Genomic DNA, 17,872 nt, shown 5'->3' with positions numbered 1-17,872 from the left:
TTCGAAGGAGAATCGTGTCCACTCCATTGCGCTGGGGAATCCTCGGCACCGGCGGAATCGCCGAGATGTTCGTCACCGATCTGCGTGCCACAAGCATCGCGGTCGCGGCAGTGGGATCTCGCAGCCAGGAGTCGGCAGACGCATTCGGCGCCCGCTTCGACATCGCGGCTCGGCACCCGACGTACGAGGCTCTGGTCGCCGACCCCGACGTGGATGCGGTCTACGTGGCCACACCGCATCCGATGCATGCCGAGAACGCTCTCCTCGCCATTGCGGCAGGCAAGCACGTCCTGGTCGAGAAGCCCTTCACGCTGAACGCGGTCGAAGCGACCGAGGTTGCCGAGGCGGCGCGCCGCGCGGGTGTCGTCGTGCTCGAAGCCATGTGGACGAGATTCCTGCCGTCGATGGTGCGCATTCGCGAGATCATCGCGGCCGGAACGCTGGGTGAGTTGCGCACCCTGATCGCCGACCACGACCAGTTGCTGCCGTCCGATCCGGAGCATCGCATCAACAATCCCGAGCTGGGCGGCGGCGCCTTGCTCGACCTCGGTATCTACCCCGTGTCGTTCGCCGTCGATCTGTTCGGCGCGCCGACCGCGGTCACGGCCAGGGGCGACAAGACGGCGACGGGCGTCGACCGTCAGGTGGCGCTGATTCTCGAACATGACGGCGGCGCGATCTCCGTTCTGCACACCGCACTCGACACTCGAGGCGCGAATACCGCCACCGTCGTCGGCACCGAGGGGCGAATCGAGATCGACTCGGTCTGGTACAACCAGGCGAGCTTCACCGTCTATTCGGGTGACGACGGCGCGGTTCTCGAACGCTACGACGAGAAGGTCGTCTCACGTGGAATGCAGTTCCAGGCGTGGGAGCTCGAGCGCCTCGTTCGGGATGGTCATCGCGAAAGCGCGCTCCTTCCCCTCGACGAGAGCGTGGCGATCATGACCGTGCTCGATGAGGCGCGACGACAGATGGGCGTCGTCTACCCCGGCGAATAGCGATCCTGAGTCGACGCCGAGGCCCGGGTTAGCATGGAACGATGTCCGAGAAGCCTGTACCTGAGCCGCGGCCCGCGCTGCTGAGCGGAATCGTGCGCCGCGCCCGTGCGCATCCACGGGCATTCGCCGCCACTGCCGCGGCGGCCGCACTGGTCGTTCTCGGCGGCGGAGGCCTTCTGGCCGGGGCATTCGTCGGTACACCGAACGTCGAAACCGTCGCCCGAGTGTCGGCACCTCCGAGTGCCACGCCGACGGTTACCTCGACTCCTACTCCGACCCCAGAGGCGCGCTCTGTACCGGCCGCCGTAACTCCGGCCCAACCCGTGCGGACCTGCTCGATCGCCGAGGCGGCATCCGATTCGCGTCTCGGTACCTTCTCGGGCAGCGTGCGCAACGCGACCACGGGGGAGATCCTCTACGACCACGGCGGCGGAACATACTCCCGTACGGCCAGCGTGATGAAGGTCCTCACGAGCGCGGCGGCGTTGGCCGTTCTCGGCCCCGACTATCGAGCGAGCACCACGGTGGTCGCCGGAACGCAGCCCGGACAGGTCGTGCTGGTGGGCGGGGGAGACATCACCCTGGCCAGCGGCTCCTCCAACATCTACCCCGGCGCGGCCAGCATGCTCGACCTGGCTGCGCAGGTGACTGCGTCTCTCGGGGGAACCCCGGTGACGTCGATCGTGCTCGACTCCTCGGCGTTCGCCGGCGATGCATGGCAGCCCTCGTGGAACCGTAAGGAGCTGTTCGACGGGTGGTCGTCCGAGGTGACGGCGCTGCAGGTAGACGGCGACCGCGCCGACCCGTCGAGCAGTCAATCGACGCGTAGCGAAGACCCGATCGGTCGGGCGGGCGCGGCGTTCGCGAGCGCTCTCGGAGCGACAGGTGCCCCGATCAGTCAGGGCGTTGCTCCGGCTGGCGCCGCAACGCTCGGCACCGTGCAGTCGGCGCCCGTGTCGACCATGGTTCAAGACGCCCTCCTGCGTTCCGACAACACCGAGGCAGAGATGCTGGCGCGCCTCACGGCGATCGCGCAGGGCTCGGGCAACACGTTCTCGGCGCTCGGTGCATCCACTCCGGCCGCACTCGCGACGTATGGACTCGATACCGCGGGGCTCGTGATCGTCGACGGTTCCGGCCTGTCTGACGACAACGGCGTCTCGCCGAACTTCCTCACGGCGCTCTTCGCGAAGATCGCCGCTCGTGAGGGCAATCTCGGCATCATCGCCGACGGCTTGCCGGTCGCGGGCGAGAGCGGCACGCTCGGCGGCCGCTTCACCGGCTCGAATTCGGATGCTGCCGGCCACGTGATCGCGAAGACCGGGTGGATCGACACGGGCTACACCCTGTCGGGCATCATCCAAGCCGCCGACGGCTCTGTTCTCACGTTCGCCTTCTTCGCCCTCGACGACGTCTCGGACAGTTCGAAGCAGGCCCTCGACACCATCACGGCCGCGGCATATCGTTGCGGAAACAATCTGTCGAATCAGTGATCTCCGTGCTCTAAGATCGATTAGTAAGCTGGCTGACTAATTCGGTCGGGGGGTCCGATTCGACGGCATAACGTCGACGGGAAAGAGAGAGTGAGACGGCATGGTCCGGGCGCTGTTCATCATCGACGTGCAGAACGACTTCACCGAGGGGGGCGCCCTGGGCGTCGAAGGCGGAGAAGCCGTGGCTGCGGGTGTCTCGGCTCTGCTGGCCGAGCACCGTGCCGCATACGACCTGGTGTTCGCCTCCCGCGACTGGCACGACGCAGACAATGACAACGGCGGCCACTTCGCCACCGACGAGAACCCGGACTTCGTGGACACCTGGCCGGTGCACTGCGTCGCCGGTACATTCGGCGCGGAATATCACGACGAGCTCACCACCCGGTCGATCGACTTCCACATCCGCAAGGGTCAGGGCAGGCCCGCCTACTCGATCTTCGAGGGAACGGCCGAGGAGGGCGGCACCGTCGTCGAGCTCCTCGATGCTCACGGCATCACGGAGATCGACATCGCCGGACTCGCGACCGACTACTGCGTGCGTGCATCTGCCCTCGATGCCCTGCATCACGGGCGCGATGTGCGCGTCATCACCGATCTCGTTGCCGGGGTGGCCCCCGAATCGAGCCGGGAGGCTCTCGCCGAGATGTCCCGCGCCGGCGCTGATCTGGTGCTCGCGGCTCAGATCGAAGGCTAGACGTGTTCGTTCCGCGGTGGTTGAGGATCCTCCTTCCTGCCGCACTGATTCTCGTGTGGTTGACCGCGGCCTCGATCGGCGGCCCCTACTTCGGTCGCATCGACGAGGTGTCGAGCAACGACCAGACCACGTACTTGCCCTCTAGCGCAGATGCCACCCGGGTCAGTGCCCTGCAGAAGACGTTCATCGACTCCGATGCCATCCCTGCAATCGTCGTGTTCCGCACCGACGATGGAGCCGAGCTCACCGACCAGCAGCGAACCGACATCCAGACGCAGATCGCGGGGCTCTCGACGGTCACGGGGGTGGCCGACGACATCTCGCCGGCGATCCCGTCACAAGACCAGCAGGCGGTCGAGGTCTTCGTGCCCATCGACGCCTCGGGCGAGGTGCGCGACACCGTCGACTCGATGCGCTCCTACCTGCTGCGAGAGGGCTCCGTCGAGGGGGTGACGGGTTTCGTCACGGGACCGGCCGGGTTCACAGCCGACATCGGAGACGCGTTCGCGGGCATCGACGGCATTCTTCTGCTGACCGCCCTCGGCGCCGTGTTCCTGATCCTCTTCATCGTCTACCGCTCGCCGCTGCTTCCGTTCCTCGTGCTCGGAACGTCGCTTTTCGCGCTGACCACGAGCCTGCTCACCGTGTGGTGGCTCGCGAAGGCTGGCGTCTTCACGCTGAACGGGCAGGTGCAGGGCATTCTGTTCATCCTCGTGATCGGTGCCGCCACCGATTACTCGCTGCTCTATGTCTCACGGTACAAAGAAGCGCTTCGCACGCACGAGAAGCGGTGGGATGCGACCTGGGCGGCTCTGCGGGTGTCGCTCGAGCCGATCGTGGCCTCGGGCGGCACTGTCATCGCGGGGCTTCTCTGCCTTCTCCTCTCCGATCTGAACTCGAACAAGGCCCTCGGCCCGGTCTCTGCGGTGGGCGTGGCCTTCAGCGTGCTCGCGTCGCTCACGCTGCTGCCCGCGTTGTTGCTCGCGTGCGGCCGCGCGTCGTTCTGGCCGCTGCGGCCGAAATACGTCGCGCCGGATGGGGCAGCCGTGCGAGTCGATACCGAGCCTGCCCGTCACGGTTTCGCCGTGCACAAGACCGCTCACGGCGCGCCGAAGGGCTTCTGGTCTAGGTTGGAGACCTTCATCGCATGGCGGCCTCGCTCGATCTGGATCATCACCACGGTGCTGCTCCTCGCGGCGGGAGCGGGCGTGCTGCAGTTGCAGGCCAACGGAGTTGCGCAGAGCGACTTGATCCTCGGCCAGTCGGAGGCGAGAGACGGTCAAGTCGCGCTCGGAGAGCACTTCCCGGGCGGATCGGGGAGCCCGGCGCTGATCGTCGCACCCGAGGCGGATCTCGGCGACGTCGCATCCGCCGTTCTCTCGACCGACGGGGTGAGCTCGCTCACGGTGACGAGCGCGAACTCGCCCTCGGGGTCGGCGAACGTCGACAGTGACGGCTCGCTCTCCGCGCCCGGCGGAGCGCAGACGCTGATGGCGGTCGAGCCGACCGTCGTCGACGGCAAGGTTCTGCTGCAGGCCACGCTCTCCGACGCGGCCGACTCGGATGCCGCCAAAGACACCGTGCGCGCGTTGCGCTCGGCTCTGGCCGACGGATCGAGCGGTGCGCTTGTCGGGGGAGTGACCGCCACGGCCATCGACTCCGATACGGCGGGCGTGCACGATCGCAACACGATCATCCCGATCGTGCTGGTCGTCATCCTGTTGATCCTGATGCTGCTCCTGCGCTCGATTCTCGCGCCCGTCCTGTTGATCCTCAGCGTCGTCGTGTCGTTCGCCGCGGCGCTGGGTGTCTCAGCGCTGGTCTTCAACCACCTCTTCCAGTTTCCCGGGGCCGATCCGTCGGTACCGCTCTACGGCTTCGTCTTTCTGGTGGCTCTCGGTATCGACTACAACATCTTCTTGATGACGCGTGTGCGCGAAGAATCGATCGCGCACGGAACCCGTGCGGGGGTCCTGCGTGGTCTCACCGTGACCGGAGGGGTCATCACGTCGGCGGGAATCGTGTTGGCGGCGACCTTCTCGGCGCTGGGAGTCATCCCGGTGCTCTTCCTGGCGCAGATCGCCTTCATCGTGGCGTTCGGGGTGCTGCTCGACACTCTCCTGGTGAGGTCGCTCCTGGTTCCCGCGCTGGCCTACGATCTGGGCCGGGTCGTCTGGTGGCCGAGTAAGCTGGCGAGGGCGTCTCAGGACGCCGGCAAGCCATCTCGCTAGCGCTCAGCAGTACGGAGAACCATGACATCGACGTCCGAATCCACGCTTCTCGAATCGGTGCCGAATCAGCTCTACATCGGTGGGCGTTGGATCGACGCCGAGGGCGGGCGCACCATCGAGGTCGACGACCCGGCCACGGGGCGTTCGATCCGCACGATCGCCGACGCCAGTCCGGCCGATGGCATCCGTGCTCTCGACGCCGCTGTCGCGGCTCAGGCCGAGTGGGCGGCGACGGCTCCCCGCGTGCGCGGAGAGATTCTGCGCCGAGCGTTCGACATGCTTCAAGAGCGCAAGGCCGAGTTCGCACTGCTGATGACGCTCGAGATGGGCAAGCCCCTGTCCGAGGCGGCCGGCGAGGTCGCCTACGGTGGCGAGTTCCTGCGCTGGTTCAGCGAAGAGGCGGTGCGCATCTCTGGCCGCTATGGCCAGAACCCCGAAGGAACGGGAACGATGGTCGTGTCGCAGCGGCCTGTCGGCCCGTGCTTCCTGATCACCCCGTGGAATTTTCCCCTCGCCATGGCCACGCGCAAGATCGCGCCCGCTCTGGCGGCGGGCTGCACCGTGGTGGTCAAGCCTGCGGAGCTCACGCCGCTGACGACGCTGTTCTTCGCGAAGCTGCTCGAAGACGCCGGCCTGCCGGGTGGAGTACTCAACGTGATCACCACGTCGTCGTCGGGTGCGGTGTCGGAGCCGATCATCTCCGACCCGCGCCTGCGCAAGCTCAGCTTCACCGGCTCTACCGGCGTCGGCCAGAAGCTGATCGCGCAGTCGGCTGCCAACGTGCTGCGTACATCGATGGAGCTGGGCGGCAACGCGCCGTTCGTCGTGTTCGACGATGCCGATCTCGACAAGGCCGTCGACGGAGCCATGCTCGCCAAGTTCCGCAACATCGGTCAGGCCTGCACGGCCGCGAACCGGTTCATCGTTCATGAGTCGGTCGCCGATGTTTTCGCCCGGCGCGTCGCGGAGCGGGTCAAGGCCCTGTCGATCGGCCGCGGCACCGAGCAGGGCGTCGAGATCGGCCCGCTGATCAACGACAAGGCCGTCGACAAGGCCGATGGCCTCGTTCAGGATGCCGTGTCGCGAGGTGCTCAGCTCGTCACGGGGGGCAAGCGTGTCGATGGCCCGGGCAGCTTCTACGAGCCCACCGTGGTTTCGGGCGTCGTCGCCGGCAGCGAGATCCTGCGCGAGGAGATCTTCGGTCCCGTCGTATCGATCGTGACGTTCGCCGACGAAGACGAGGGCGTGCGCCTCGCCAACGACACGCAATACGGTCTGGTGAGCTACGTGTTCACCGCAGACCTGGCGCGCGGTCAGCGCATGATCGACCGACTCGAGACCGGAATGATGGGCCTCAATGTCGGTGTGGTGTCGAATGCGGCAGCGCCGTTCGGTGGCGTCAAGCAGTCGGGACTCGGCCGGGAGGGTGGCCTCGAGGGCATCCACGAGTACCTGTCGACGAAGTACACGCTCATCCCGAACTCGTAAGACCTCGGGATGCGCTGGTCGAGTAGCCCGAGGCCGCCCGCGGCCGAAGCGTATCGAGACCACTTTCGGATGTGATCTCGATACGCGGTGCTCGTTCCTCGCGACCGCTACTCGATCAGTGCTTGCTCGGTCAGACCAGCAGCTGGTGCTTTGCCAGGTCTTTGTAGAGCGGCGTCGACACCACGAGTTCCGAGTGCGTTCCCACGCCGACCACGCGGCCGTGCTCGAGAACCACGATCTGGTCGGAGTCGACGACCGTCGAGAGTCGGTGTGCGATCACGATGAGCGTGCGATTCTCCGCCACCGCGTCGATGGCTTCGCGCAGCATCTGCTCGTTCAGGCCGTCGAGGCTCGACGTCGACTCGTCGAGCAGCAGGATGGGCGGTGCCGCGAGCAGCGCGCGGGCGATGGCCAGCCGCTGGCGTTCTCCGCCCGAGAGCATCACGCCGTCTTCGCCGACGGCGGCGTCGAGTCCGGCGTCGTTGCGGTCGAGCACCTCGCCGAGGTTGACCGCGTGCAGCACCTCGACGCACTGCGCATCGGTCGCGTCGGGCGAGGCGAGCAGCAGATTCTGTCGGATGGTTCCGGCGAGCACGGGGGCGTCCTGCTCCACGTAGCCGATCTGCGACCGCAGCGTCTCGCGGTCGAGTGACTTGAGATCGGTGCCGCCGAGGCGCACGGTTCCCGACGTGGGGTCATAGAACCGCTCGATGAGGGCGAGCATGGTGCTCTTGCCGGCGCCCGATGGCCCGACCAGCGCGGTGCGCTGCCCTTGGCGAGCGGCAAAGCTCACGCCGTGCAGAACTCCCGATGCCATCGGGCCGCCCGCCGGAACGTCAGCATCGTCGACGGGTGTGCCGGCGTAAGCGAAGTGCACGTCGTCGAATTCGAGCGCGATGCCGTCGGCAGCGACCGTGGGGGCCGCGGTGCGCGCAATGTCGGCGTCGAACTGCGTCTCGACGGGAAGATCGATGATCTCCTGGATGCGACCGAGTGCGCCGAGCGCCTGGTTGACCGAGTTCAGGGCGCCGAACGCCTGCCCCAGCGGCATGATCATCATGAAGAGAAAGAGGATGAACGAGATCAGGTTGGCAATGGTGATGGAACCATCGGCGACCCGGAAACCGCCGACACCGAGAACGACGAGCAGCGAGACCTGCAGCGCGATTCCCGCGATGGGCACGACGAGGGCCGAGATCTTCGCGACTCGCACGCCCATGTCGAAGGCGCCCCGGGCATCCAGCTCGATCGCCTCGATCTCGCGGTCGGTCGCGTTCGACGCTCGCACCGTACGGATGGCCCCGAGCGAGCGCTCGACGGAGGCCGCGAGGTCGCCCACCTTCTCCTGTTGCTTACGGCTCGCCGTGCGTACGCGGCCCGAGATGAGCACGACCGTGACGACAGAGACGGCGATGACTGCGACCGTGAGGCCGAGGAGGACCGGATCGATGATGAGCATGGCGATCAGCGCGCCGAAGAACACGAGCGAACCGCCGATCGCGTCGACGAGTCCCTGAGTGATGACGGCGTAGAGAAGCGTGGTGTCGCTGCCCACGCGGCTCACGAGATCGCCGGTGCGGCGAACGTCGAACTCTCGAATGGGCAGCCGCAGCATGCGACGAACGAGTTGGCGGCGCGCCGAGAGTACGACCGCTGTGCCGGTGCGCTGAAGCAGGTAGTGCTGGAACCCGCTGATGAGGCCAGAGACGATCACGAGCGCCACGAGTGCGCCGACGAGAGTGCCCAGCGGGTTGCCGGCCTGCACCACGGTGATGACCTGACTGACGAGCAGCGGCTGAGCCAAACTTGCGGCCGCACCCAGAATGCTCAGGACGATGACCACGGCAAGGATCGGTCGGTGTTCGGCGAGGTAGGGCAGCAGCTGACTGAAGCGGGCGCGAGGGCCGTCTTCGGGCTTCGGCGATCGGCCCATCCTGCGACGTGGTTGCGTGCTCGTACTCATTCGAAACTTTCTGCTGCGGAGAGAGGGAAGTGCAGAGGGCCGCGCGACCGGATGAGCGGAGTGCGCGGGCCCCTAGCAATTGTGCACCGCGTCTGAGAGCCGCGGGTCACCTGGTGGTGACGACGAGCGTCGGAGCGTCGTGCGACGGAGTCGACACCGGGGGAGCGAGGAGAAGGGCTGCGAGCATCAGGCCGCCGAGACCGGATGCGACGACCCAGGCGAGAACGGCACGATGCGGCCGGTTGCCGCGCCAGGAGCCGGCGTGATGCCACGGAGTACCCGGATGAAACGACATGCTCGAACCATACGCCGCGAGCCTGCGAACCGCCGGACAGTGCAGTTGGCCACTGGCGGCGGTTCACAGGCTCGAGGATGCGCGCTGTTACGGGATCAGGAGACGTTCGCCTCGTAGTCGACGTCTTTCGTCTCTGTGCTCAGGAGGAGAGCCACGAGCGTGATGACGGCCATGACGCTGAGGTACAGGCCGACCAGCCAGGTACTTCCGTCGGCCGCCGTCCAGAGGGCCACGGCGATGAACGGAGCGACAGCGGCGCCGAGGATGCTGGCTACGTTGTAGCTGATCGCAGACCCGGTGTAGCGCACGTTGGTGGGGAAGAGTTCGGGCAGCACTGACCCCATCGGCCCGAAGGTGAGGCCCATGAGGGTGAAGCCGATGATGAGCAGAGCCATCACGCCCGCGAACCCGCCGCCGAAGAGCGGAACGAAGAGCAGACCGAAGACGATGATTCCGACGGTCACCCAGATGAGCGTCGTGCGGCGCCCGAACTTCTCGGCGAGGGGGCCCGCGACCAGCGTGAAGATTCCGAAGAACACGACGCCGATGATGAGCATGACGAGGAAGTCGTTGCGCGGATAGCCGAGCCCGGCGACGAATGTGTCAGCGGAGAAGGGCTTGCCGGCCTTCTCAGCGGCTGCTTTGCCGGCCTCTACCGTCGAGGGCGTGGTTCCGAAGGTGAGGGTGAACGTGGTCATCAGGTAGAAGAGAACGTAGGTCGCCAGCATGATGAACGTGCCGAGGATGAGCGGCCGCCAGCTGGTCTTGAAGACGCGTGCGAGAGGAAGCTTGGCGACCTCGCCCTTCTCGACCACCTTCTGGAACGCCGGCGTCTCGATCAGCTTAAATCGCACGTAGAGACCGACCGCGACGAGCAGCGCGCTGCCGAGGAACGGGATACGCCAGCCCCACGCCGCGAATTCCTCCGGGCTCAGCCCGAGTGAGAGCCACAGGAACACGCCGTTGGCGACAATGAATCCGATGGGCGCTCCCAGCTGGGGGAACGTGCCGTAGATGGCCCGCTTGCCCTTGGGGGCGTTCTCGGTCGCCAGCAGGGCGGCGCCGCTCCACTCGCCGCCAAGGCCGAGGCCCTGGCAGAAACGAAGAATGACCAGGAAGGTCGGGGCAAGCACGATCCAGCCGTCGACGCTCGCTGTCGGCAGACATCCGATCAGCACTGTCGCGATGCCCATGGTGAGCAGCGAGGCCACCAAGGTGCCTTTGCGCCCGATCCTGTCACCGAAGTGGCCGAAGATGATCGATCCGATCGGACGAGCGACGAACGCGGCGCCGAATGCGGCGAACGAGCTCAGCAGCGCGGTGGTGTCGTCGGCATTCGGAAAGAAGAGTTTCGGGAAGACCAGAACCGCGGCCGTCGCATAGACGTAGAAGTCGTAGAACTCGATCGACGTGCCGATGAGGCTGGCGAGAACGACGCGGGAACGGGGGTTGGTCTTTGGCGCGGGCGCTGTTGCGGCCGGGGCTGCGGATGACATGGCGGGCTTTCGGTGAGTGCGTCGAGGCTCGACGAGAAGGGGGCATCTGGGCGCTGCTCGAGAGACCGGCGTTGTTCGTCGTGTCTCGCGAGACGCCATCGATGCGAAAAAATGTCGGCGCAGGTTCCGCGCCCCATCATTTTAGGGCTTCCCCTGAGAAAACTCGGGTCACCCTCGGGCCGGACAGTGCCCTTCCAGCGTTCCGAGCGGCTCCCGGTGGCTCGCCTAGGATTGTGCCGGGTGTGCCATCGAAGGCGACCCAGGATGGATCGACAATGCCCCGCGTCTACGTCGTCGGCTCGCTCAACATCGACTCGGTGGTCGAGGTGGAGCGGCATCCGCGGCCTGGAGAGACGCTGATGGGCGGCGATGTGGCCACTTTCTTCGGAGGCAAGGGCGCCAACCAGGCGGTCGCCGCGGCAGCCGCCGGGGCCGACGTGCTCTTCATCGGACGCGTAGGCGACGACTCCGGCGGGCATGACTACATCGCCAGGCTTCGCGCTCGCGGCATCGACGCCAGTGCGGTGACGGTGACGGCCGGTTCGACCACAGGTCACGCGATGATCGCTCTGGATGCCCGGGCTGAGAACACCATCATCGTGTCGCCCGGGGCGAACGCTCGTCTCGGTGTGGCCGACCTGGGCCCGCTCGAGAATATTCAGCCCGGCGACGTGCTGCTCGCGCCCCTGGAATCCGACCTCGACGTGATCGCCGAGGCTGCTCGAATGGCGCGATCGCGCGGTGCCCAGGTCGTGCTGAACCTCGCGCCGTTCGCCGAGCTTCCCGCCGACATTCTCGCCCTGGCAGACCCGGTGATCGTCAACGAACACGAGGCGCAGCAGCTCGGGCGCTCCGGGGCGTCACCCGAGTCGCTGCTGGTGACCTTGGGCTCTGCCGGTTCTCGCTGGGGCTCGATCGAGGTCGAGGCCGCGCGTGTCGAGCATGTCGTCGACACCACGGGTGCGGGCGACAGCTACTGCGGCACGCTCGCCGCCGGCCTGGCTGCGGGCCTGGATGCGCGAGCTGCGATGCAGGCCGCCAGCGACGCGGCGGGTCGCGCCGTCGCCTGGGTCGGCGCCCAGCCCGACTAGTGTTTCCACACTCGGGAGTCCGACTGTTCGGCTCTACCTCGCCTCAGCCTCTCGCTTCGAGTACACGCTTCTGCAACCACTCCGGAATGTTCTCCGGATCACGAGGGAACTTCTCAAGATCCTGCACATAAAAAGAGTTGAGACTTGGTCGGAACCAATGGCGAACCTAGACCAGGTCGGCTTCGGGGTCGCGACTCTCTGAGATCCCCAAAGCTTCTTCGTTCCGCTCAATGTCGGCGTAGCGCTCCTGCAATACGGTCAGCGTCACAACTGAGCTAGAACGAGTGAGCGTCACGCGCCCTCCGTTCGCCAGGTCCCAAGTCCAATGCGACTCGACTCCCCCACGCACACTCACAGGCTCGCCTACAAGGACAGTAATGTCCTCCCGGAAGTGAACCGCCGATGATGACAATTCCGCGGCCAACTCCGCGTCTGGATCCGTGACCTTGTCTGTGAGCTTTATAGTCACCTGGCCTATACGACCGTCGTCGACGGTGACGCCCCCGATCGGAAAGTTCGTCGGGAAGCCAGTGTCAAACCGAGTCGAGTGTGGCGTCTCCGACAAGATTGTCCACTCTAACCGAGCCCCGATGCTCGCCATCTCCTCGCGGGGCGCCGGCCATGACAGTCCACCAAACACATGAATGATGTCACGCACGCGGTCGGTGTCAGCGCAATTGAGTTCGGTCATGACTTCATTTTGTCAAAACCGCTCAGGGCCACTCAGGCGCGCAACTTCATGATCGTCTGAATCGCTCGCACCGTGGCGATCGCGGCCTCGGCGGCCTCGGCACCTTTGTCTTCTTTCGAGCCGGGCAAGCCGGCGCGGTCGAGTCCCTGCTGTTCGTCGTCAAGCGTGAGAACACCGAATCCGATGGGCTTGCCCGTGCGAATGCTCACCTGCGTGAGGCCAGAGGTCGCGGCATCCGACACGTATTCGAAGTGGGGCGTGCCGCCGCGGATGATCACGCCGAGCGCGACAACCGCGTCAGCTCCCGCCTCGAGTGCGGTGTTGGCAACGACCGGCAGCTCGAAGCTGCCCGGCACGCGGATCTCGGTGACCTCTGCGCCTGCGGCCTCGAGCACGCGGTGCGCGCCCGCGAGCAGACCGTTGGTGATCGTCTCGTGCCACATGCCGGCCACGATCGTGATCTTGAGGCCGGTGCCGTCGGTGTTCAATGTGGGGGATCCTGCACCGCTCATGATGAGGGCCTTTCGTCGGGGGTGGTGGGGTTCACACGGGTTTCGGTGATCCAGGCGGGAATGACATGGCCCATTCGGGCGGCTTTGGCTGCGAGGTATCCCGTATTCGCGGCGTCGACTCCGACGATGAGGGGCACCCGCTCCGCCACGGTAACGCCGTGCTGCTCGAGCTGGCTGACCTTGTCGGGGTTGTTCGTGAGCAATCGAACCGATCTCACCCCGATGTCTTCGAGGATCGCGACCGCTGCCCCGTAGTCGCGGGCATCGGCCGGCAGACCGAGTGCGAGGTTGGCGTCGAGGGTATCGAGCCCGTCCTCTTGAAGGCGATAAGCCCGCAGCTTGTTGAGCAGGCCGATGCCTCGCCCCTCGTGACCGCGCAGATAGATGACCGCTCCACCGGTGGCGTGCACCTGATCGAGAGCCTCCTGCAGTTGCGGGCCGCATTCGCACTTCAACGAACCGAACGCCTCGCCCGTGAGGCATTCGGAGTGGATGCGCACGACAGCGGACTCCGCCGTCGGATCGCCCGAGATCAGGGCCAGGTGCTCGTAGCCCGTGGTCGTGTCGTGGTAAGCCCTGATGCGGAAATCGCCGTGCACGGTGGGAACGGTCGTCTCGACCTCGAAGGTGACCCGAAGAGCTTCGGCAGCGGCTTCGGGAGCGGCGACGATGGCCTCGGGTGCCGTGCCGACGAGCCGCGCCGCGGCATCCACCCCGTCGAGGTAATCGATGAGTGCGGCGATCGTGGTGACGGGCAGGCCGGACTCGGCGCCGAGCGCGAGGAGCCCGGGGAGCCGCATCATCTCTCCGTCATCGGCGACGATCTCTCCGATGACACCCACCGGGGTGAGGCCGGCCAGCGTGAGCAGGTCGACGGTCGCCTCGGTGTGGCCGGGGCGCACGCGCACACCGCCGGAGACGGCACGCACCGGCAGAACATGCCCGGGTCGGATGAAGCTCTGCGGAGTCGACTCGGGATCGGCGAGGCGGCGGAATGTCTCTGCCCGGTCTGACGCACTGATTCCCGTGGTGATACCGGAGGACGCGTCGACCGTCACCGTGTAGTCGGTGCGCAGCGAATCCTGGTTGCGCTCGACCATGCCAGGAAGACCTAGGCGGTCACTCGTCTCTCGCATCATCGGCGCGCAGAGAAAGCCCGAGGTGTGCCGCACCATCCAGGCGATCCATTCGGGACTCGCAAGCTCTGCCGCGAGAATCGCGTCGCCCTCGTTCTCGCGATTCTCGGCGTCGGCGACGATCACGGGGCGCCCCGACCGCAGCGCGTCGAGCACGTCTGCCATCGGCGAGAGGGGGGTGGCCACGACCGCCGGTGCGGTGCTCATGAGCGGGCCCCGAACGCCAGCAGCCGCTCAACATGTCTCGCGAGGATGTCGGTCTCGATGTTCACCCGATCGCCGGGTACCAGCGTGCCGAGCGTCGTCGCCGACAGCGTTTCGGGAATGAGCGAGACCTCGAACCACTCGCCCTCATCGTCTCGGCCGATGCCCGACACCGTCAGCGAGACGCCCGAGACGGCGATCGACCCCTTGTCGACGACGAGGCGAGCGAGATCGTCGGCGAGGCGGAAGCGCAGCACGCTCCAGGCCTCGCCGGGGGAGACCGAGATGACGCTTGCTGTGCCATCGATGTGCCCCTGAACGATGTGCCCGCCGAGTCTGTCACCGACCAGGGCCGCACGCTCGAGGTTGACCTCCGAACCCGAGACGAGTGAGGCGATCGTCGACATCGCGAGCGTCTGTGCCATCACATCGGCGGTGAAGGTGTCCTCCGAGCGATCGACGACGGTGAGGCACACCCCGCTCACCGAGATGGAGTCGCCGTGCCGGGCATCCGACACCGACAGAGGGCCGCGAACGGTCAGCCGAAGCGCGTCGTGTGACGGAACGACCTCGATGACCGTTCCGCGCTCCTCGATGATTCCCGTGAACATGTCAGTCGTCTTCTTTCGTGATGGGCAGGTGGCGGGTGGTGAGGGGTCTGGCGACGAGCAGAACGTCGTCGCCGAGCCTGTCGACGTGGTCGAAGCGCATACGAGCCTGCTCCGAGATGGTGCGCACGCCGATCTCGGTGATCGCGGTCATGGGCCCGCCCAGCACGGTGGGGGCGATGTAGACGAGCACTTCGTCGGCCAGGCCCGCGGCGAGAAATGCGCTCGCCAGGGTCGGTCCTCCTTCGACGAACACGTGCCGCACGTCGCGCTCGGCGAGCATCTGCACCAGGCCCGGCAGATCGTGGCTCGGGTACTCGATCACCCCGGCCGGATGCGCGAATACTCGCGAGTCGCGCGGCACCGATCGGCGGCCCACGATCACGGGCATCGGCTGCTCAGAGAGTTCGCGGCCCTCGGAATCTCGCGCAGTGAGACTGGGATCGTCGGCGAGGACGGTGCCGGTGCCCGCGACGATCGCTCCGGCCTCGCTGCGCCGACGATGCACATCGGCTCGAGCGCACGGCCCGGTGATCCAGCGGCTGGTGCCGTCGGCAGCCGCAGCGCGTCCGTCGAGGCTGGATGCCCATTTGACGGTCACGAACGGAGTGCCGCGTCGCATCGTGGTGAGCCACGGACGGATGTTCTCTTCGGCTTCGTCGCCGAGCACGCCTGCCTCGACGTCGACGCCCGCCGTTCGAAGCCGTTCCGCGCCTCCGGAGGAGGAGACTCCAGGATCTGCCACCGCGTAAACGACGCGGCCGACGCCGGCGTCGATGAGCGCCTCGCTGCACGGCCCGGTGGCGCCCGTGTGATTGCACGGCTCGAGAGTGACGACGGCCGTGGAGCCGAGGGCGAGCGAGCGATCCGGAAGAGCGCTGAGCGCCGCGACCTCGGCGTGCGCCGTGCCCCGGCCGCGGTGCCAGCCTTCGGCGATGACGCGACCCGCGGCATCCAGAATCACGCAGCCGACGCGCGGATTGGCGCCGTTGGCCGGACCTCGCCGCGACAGCGCGATGGCGCGACGCATGGCGTCGGCCTCGTGTCTCTGGGTGGTCATCCGGTCTCCGTCTGGTCGACGTATTCCGGGGCCCCGTCGTTCGACGAGTTCGCATGATGCAGCCGCGCGAGAGCGCGTGACTGCGGTGCGCGTGCTTCCTCTCATCCGGACTTTGGAAGCGAAGGATCTCGCCTCGTTACCGTCGGTCCTGGAGTTTCACCAGGTCAACCGAAGAGTGTTCGTTCTCGAGGAGAACGCGTCGTCTGCGGCTCGCGGACTATAACCGCCGGTTCGGAATTCCACCGACCCCGGAGCACGTACTGCAACAATCTCGACCTGCCTTGCGGCGAGGTCACTTACTACTTATACCCCCAACGCCGGGGCGTCGCGAATATTCCATGGCGCCGCGTGACGATCCGAAGCGGTCGGCGAGTCCCCACGACGTCACTTTGAGAAGAGCCTCGGCGACGATCGCGGAGCTCATCTTCGAAGCGCCCTCGACCCGTTCGACGAACGTGATCGGAAACTCGCGCACGTCTCCGCCGGTCTTCTCGATGAGCCAGGCCATCTCGATCTGAAAGCAGTAACCCTGGCTGGCGACGCTGTCGAAGTCGATCTGCCTCAGGGTGGCGACGCGGAATCCGCGGAAGCCCGAGGTGATGTCGTGCAGTTTCGATCGAAGCAGAATGCGTGCGTAGAGTGTGCCGCCGCGCGAGATGAGGCGTCGGTACAGCGGCCAGTTGCGGGTCTTTCCCCCGGGAATCCAGCGGGCTCCGATCGAGAGGTCTGCGCCGCGCTCGAGTTGGGTGATCATCAGGGGGAGCTCTTCGGGCTGGTGGGAACCGTCGGCGTCCATTTCGATGATGAAGTCGACATCGTGATCTTCTGCCCAGCGGAAACCGGCGATGTATGCGGCTCCGAGACCGTTCTTCTCGGAACGGTGCATCACGCTCACGCGGTCGTCGCGGGCGGCGATCTCGTCGGCGAGGCGACCGGTGCCGTCGGGGCTGTTGTCGTCGACGACGAGGATGCGCGTGGTCGGCACGGCCTGCAGCGTGCGCTCGATCGCGCTGGGCAGGGTGCGCAACTCGTTGTACGTCGGGATGACGACAAGGGTGGATGACATGGGGTGCCTCTCTGACAAAACCGTACGGCAGCCGATCGCGGCTGGAGCAGTGGTCACTCTAAGGGCCTGCACCGGCGAGATAGCTGGACGTTACCTGGTGTTCTGTTGAGTGTCATGCGGCCACGGGCCCGGCAGGTGTCGCGGAGGTGGATTCTGTGTGAACGCAGAGTCAAGCCTGGGCCGGTTCACAGTATTGACCGGGTCGCCATTGCTAGCCTCGAAGAGCTCGACAGCGCTGTTGATCCTCCCAATTCTCCTTTTGCGTCTGGAACATTCATGGCTTCGATCGACCTGCTCGGCTTCGTGCCTTCGCGATACCGCAAAATCGTGCTCGAGCTCGTACAGTTCGGCATGGTGGGCGGCATCGGATTCGTCGTCCAGGTGTCGGTCTTCAATACCCTGCGCTCCACGGTCTTCTCTCCCACCGTCATCCATGCTGGGCCGATTCTCGCGATGCTGGTTTCGACACTGCTCGCCATCGTCGTGAACTGGCTCGGCAACCGCTACTGGACCTTCCGCTCGAAGCGGCAGACGAAGATCGTGCGCGAGAGCGTGGAATTCTTTGCGGTCAGCGTCGTCGGCATGATGATCGGCCTCGGGTGCCTCTGGTTCTCGCACTATGTGCTCGGATTCCGCAGCGTGTTGGCCGACAACATCTCAGGTAACGTCATCGGCCTCGTGCTCGGAGCCGCGTTCCGCTTCGTGCTGTACCGCTTCTGGGTCTTCAACGCATCACGCTCGCTCGACGCCGTCTCGGTCACCTCTCCTGTCGCCGTCGTCTCCGACACTGCTTCGCGCCCCTCTTCGTAAACTCCTCGTGAATCGCCGCTACCGGCGACGATA

16 protein-coding genes and 1 riboswitch are annotated in these 17,872 nt (G+C 66.1%); of the genes, 7 read left to right on the top strand and 9 right to left on the bottom strand.

The window, feature by feature from the left end; all coding sequences use genetic code 11:
• Nucleotides 1–14 precede the first annotated feature (14 nt).
• The 5 genes from B9Y86_RS02300 to B9Y86_RS02280 all read left to right on the top strand — a co-directional run bounded on the left by B9Y86_RS02300 (nucleotide 15) and on the right by B9Y86_RS02280 (nucleotide 6,907).
• Complete coding sequence (locus B9Y86_RS02300; RefSeq protein WP_280522289.1) at nucleotides 15–1,001, top strand: Gfo/Idh/MocA family protein; 987 nt, start codon at nucleotides 15–17, stop codon at nucleotides 999–1,001.
• Nucleotides 1,002–1,042: 41 nt separating this feature from the next.
• Nucleotides 1,043–2,494, top strand: a complete 1,452-nt coding sequence (locus B9Y86_RS02295; protein ID WP_244894596.1) for a D-alanyl-D-alanine carboxypeptidase/D-alanyl-D-alanine-endopeptidase — start codon at nucleotides 1,043–1,045, stop codon at nucleotides 2,492–2,494.
• A gap of 100 nt (nucleotides 2,495–2,594) precedes the next feature.
• Nucleotides 2,595–3,188 carry an isochorismatase family protein gene (locus B9Y86_RS02290; protein ID WP_085482541.1) on the top strand — a complete coding sequence of 198 codons (594 nt, stop codon included), beginning with the start codon at nucleotides 2,595–2,597 and terminating at the stop codon, nucleotides 3,186–3,188.
• Nucleotides 3,189–3,190: 2 nt separating this feature from the next.
• On the top strand, nucleotides 3,191–5,419 hold the full coding sequence (locus B9Y86_RS02285) for an MMPL family transporter (protein WP_244894595.1): 2,229 nt from the start codon (nucleotides 3,191–3,193) through the stop codon (nucleotides 5,417–5,419).
• A 21-nt stretch (nucleotides 5,420–5,440) separates the two neighbouring features.
• A complete protein-coding gene (locus tag B9Y86_RS02280) occupies nucleotides 5,441–6,907 on the top strand; it encodes an NAD-dependent succinate-semialdehyde dehydrogenase (RefSeq protein WP_085482539.1) in 1,467 nt (488 codons plus the stop codon).
• Nucleotides 6,908–7,037: 130 nt separating this feature from the next.
• On the opposite strand, the gene B9Y86_RS02275 is transcribed toward B9Y86_RS02280, so the two are convergent.
• From B9Y86_RS02275 to B9Y86_RS02265, 3 genes are all read right to left on the bottom strand, one after another.
• A complete protein-coding gene (locus B9Y86_RS02275) occupies nucleotides 7,038–8,870 on the bottom strand; it encodes an ABC transporter ATP-binding protein (RefSeq protein ID WP_085482537.1) in 1,833 nt (610 codons plus the stop codon).
• A gap of 106 nt (nucleotides 8,871–8,976) precedes the next feature.
• Nucleotides 8,977–9,165, bottom strand: coding sequence for a hypothetical protein (locus B9Y86_RS02270; RefSeq protein WP_085482535.1), 189 nt, complete (start codon nucleotides 9,163–9,165; stop codon nucleotides 8,977–8,979).
• 95 nt (nucleotides 9,166–9,260) lie between these two features.
• Nucleotides 9,261–10,661 carry an MFS transporter gene (locus tag B9Y86_RS02265; protein ID WP_085482533.1) on the bottom strand — a complete coding sequence of 467 codons (1,401 nt, stop codon included), beginning with the start codon at nucleotides 10,659–10,661 and terminating at the stop codon, nucleotides 9,261–9,263.
• A 275-nt stretch (nucleotides 10,662–10,936) separates the two neighbouring features.
• Here B9Y86_RS02265 and B9Y86_RS02260 point away from each other — a divergent pair, with 275 nt between their 5' ends.
• A complete protein-coding gene (locus B9Y86_RS02260) occupies nucleotides 10,937–11,752 on the top strand; it encodes a ribokinase (RefSeq protein ID WP_085482531.1) in 816 nt (271 codons plus the stop codon).
• Between the two features lie 166 nt (nucleotides 11,753–11,918).
• Here B9Y86_RS02260 and B9Y86_RS02255 read toward each other — a convergent pair whose 3' ends face one another.
• From B9Y86_RS02255 to B9Y86_RS02230, 6 genes are all read right to left on the bottom strand, one after another.
• On the bottom strand, nucleotides 11,919–12,443 hold the full coding sequence (locus B9Y86_RS02255; protein ID WP_085482529.1) for a DUF6301 family protein: 525 nt from the start codon (nucleotides 12,441–12,443) through the stop codon (nucleotides 11,919–11,921).
• A gap of 32 nt (nucleotides 12,444–12,475) precedes the next feature.
• The gene (gene ribH / locus B9Y86_RS02250) at nucleotides 12,476–12,955 is read right to left on the bottom strand and encodes a 6,7-dimethyl-8-ribityllumazine synthase (protein WP_085482527.1); all 480 of its coding nucleotides are present in this window, start codon (nucleotides 12,953–12,955) and stop codon (nucleotides 12,476–12,478) included.
• Nucleotides 12,952–14,298: a GTP cyclohydrolase II gene (ribA, locus tag B9Y86_RS02245; protein ID WP_085482525.1), complete on the bottom strand. Its 1,347-nt coding sequence runs from the start codon at nucleotides 14,296–14,298 to the stop codon at nucleotides 12,952–12,954. The genes ribH and ribA overlap by 4 nt, the downstream gene beginning before the upstream one ends.
• Nucleotides 14,295–14,906 (bottom strand): riboflavin synthase, encoded by a 612-nt coding sequence (locus B9Y86_RS02240; protein WP_085482523.1) that lies wholly within the window; start codon nucleotides 14,904–14,906, stop codon nucleotides 14,295–14,297. The genes ribA and B9Y86_RS02240 overlap by 4 nt, the downstream gene beginning before the upstream one ends.
• A 1-nt stretch (nucleotide 14,907) precedes the next feature.
• On the bottom strand, nucleotides 14,908–15,963 hold the full coding sequence (gene ribD, locus B9Y86_RS02235) for a bifunctional diaminohydroxyphosphoribosylaminopyrimidine deaminase/5-amino-6-(5-phosphoribosylamino)uracil reductase RibD (protein ID WP_085482521.1): 1,056 nt from the start codon (nucleotides 15,961–15,963) through the stop codon (nucleotides 14,908–14,910).
• Between the two features lie 88 nt (nucleotides 15,964–16,051).
• A riboswitch (FMN riboswitch) is annotated at nucleotides 16,052–16,223 on the bottom strand.
• A gap of 32 nt (nucleotides 16,224–16,255) precedes the next feature.
• Complete coding sequence (locus B9Y86_RS02230; RefSeq protein WP_085482519.1) at nucleotides 16,256–17,029, bottom strand: polyprenol monophosphomannose synthase; 774 nt, start codon at nucleotides 17,027–17,029, stop codon at nucleotides 16,256–16,258.
• 276 nt (nucleotides 17,030–17,305) lie between these two features.
• Between B9Y86_RS02230 and B9Y86_RS02225 the strand changes: the two genes are divergently transcribed.
• On the top strand, nucleotides 17,306–17,839 hold the full coding sequence (locus B9Y86_RS02225) for a GtrA family protein (RefSeq protein WP_085482517.1): 534 nt from the start codon (nucleotides 17,306–17,308) through the stop codon (nucleotides 17,837–17,839).
• The last annotated feature ends 33 nt before the right edge of the window (nucleotides 17,840–17,872 follow it).

Origin of the sequence: Agreia pratensis, assembly GCF_900177685.1 — a bacterium.
GTDB lineage: Bacteria > Actinomycetota > Actinomycetes > Actinomycetales > Microbacteriaceae > Agreia > Agreia pratensis.
The sequence above is the reverse complement of the archived record's forward strand: the minus strand, read 5'-3'. Positions and strand labels throughout refer to the sequence as shown.

Excerpts from the sequence above, each read along its gene's own strand:
- B9Y86_RS02295 (WP_244894596.1), top strand. The coding sequence starts at position 1,043 with ATGTCCGAGAAGCCTGTACCTGAGCCGCGGCCCGCGCTGCTGAGCGGA.
- B9Y86_RS02290 (WP_085482541.1), top strand. The coding sequence starts at position 2,595 with ATGGTCCGGGCGCTGTTCATCATCGACGTGCAGAACGACTTCACCGAG.
- B9Y86_RS02280 (WP_085482539.1), top strand. The coding sequence starts at position 5,441 with ATGACATCGACGTCCGAATCCACGCTTCTCGAATCGGTGCCGAATCAG.
- B9Y86_RS02275 (WP_085482537.1), bottom strand. The coding sequence starts at position 8,870 with ATGAGTACGAGCACGCAACCACGTCGCAGGATGGGCCGATCGCCGAAG.
- B9Y86_RS02270 (WP_085482535.1), bottom strand. The coding sequence starts at position 9,165 with ATGTCGTTTCATCCGGGTACTCCGTGGCATCACGCCGGCTCCTGGCGC.
- B9Y86_RS02265 (WP_085482533.1), bottom strand. The coding sequence starts at position 10,661 with ATGTCATCCGCAGCCCCGGCCGCAACAGCGCCCGCGCCAAAGACCAAC.
- B9Y86_RS02260 (WP_085482531.1), top strand. The coding sequence starts at position 10,937 with ATGCCCCGCGTCTACGTCGTCGGCTCGCTCAACATCGACTCGGTGGTC.
- B9Y86_RS02255 (WP_085482529.1), bottom strand. The coding sequence starts at position 12,443 with ATGACCGAACTCAATTGCGCTGACACCGACCGCGTGCGTGACATCATT.
- ribH (WP_085482527.1), bottom strand. The coding sequence starts at position 12,955 with ATGAGCGGTGCAGGATCCCCCACATTGAACACCGACGGCACCGGCCTC.
- ribA (WP_085482525.1), bottom strand. The coding sequence starts at position 14,298 with ATGAGCACCGCACCGGCGGTCGTGGCCACCCCCCTCTCGCCGATGGCA.
- B9Y86_RS02240 (WP_085482523.1), bottom strand. The coding sequence starts at position 14,906 with ATGTTCACGGGAATCATCGAGGAGCGCGGAACGGTCATCGAGGTCGTT.
- ribD (WP_085482521.1), bottom strand. The coding sequence starts at position 15,963 with ATGACCACCCAGAGACACGAGGCCGACGCCATGCGTCGCGCCATCGCG.
- B9Y86_RS02230 (WP_085482519.1), bottom strand. The coding sequence starts at position 17,029 with ATGTCATCCACCCTTGTCGTCATCCCGACGTACAACGAGTTGCGCACC.
- B9Y86_RS02225 (WP_085482517.1), top strand. The coding sequence starts at position 17,306 with ATGGCTTCGATCGACCTGCTCGGCTTCGTGCCTTCGCGATACCGCAAA.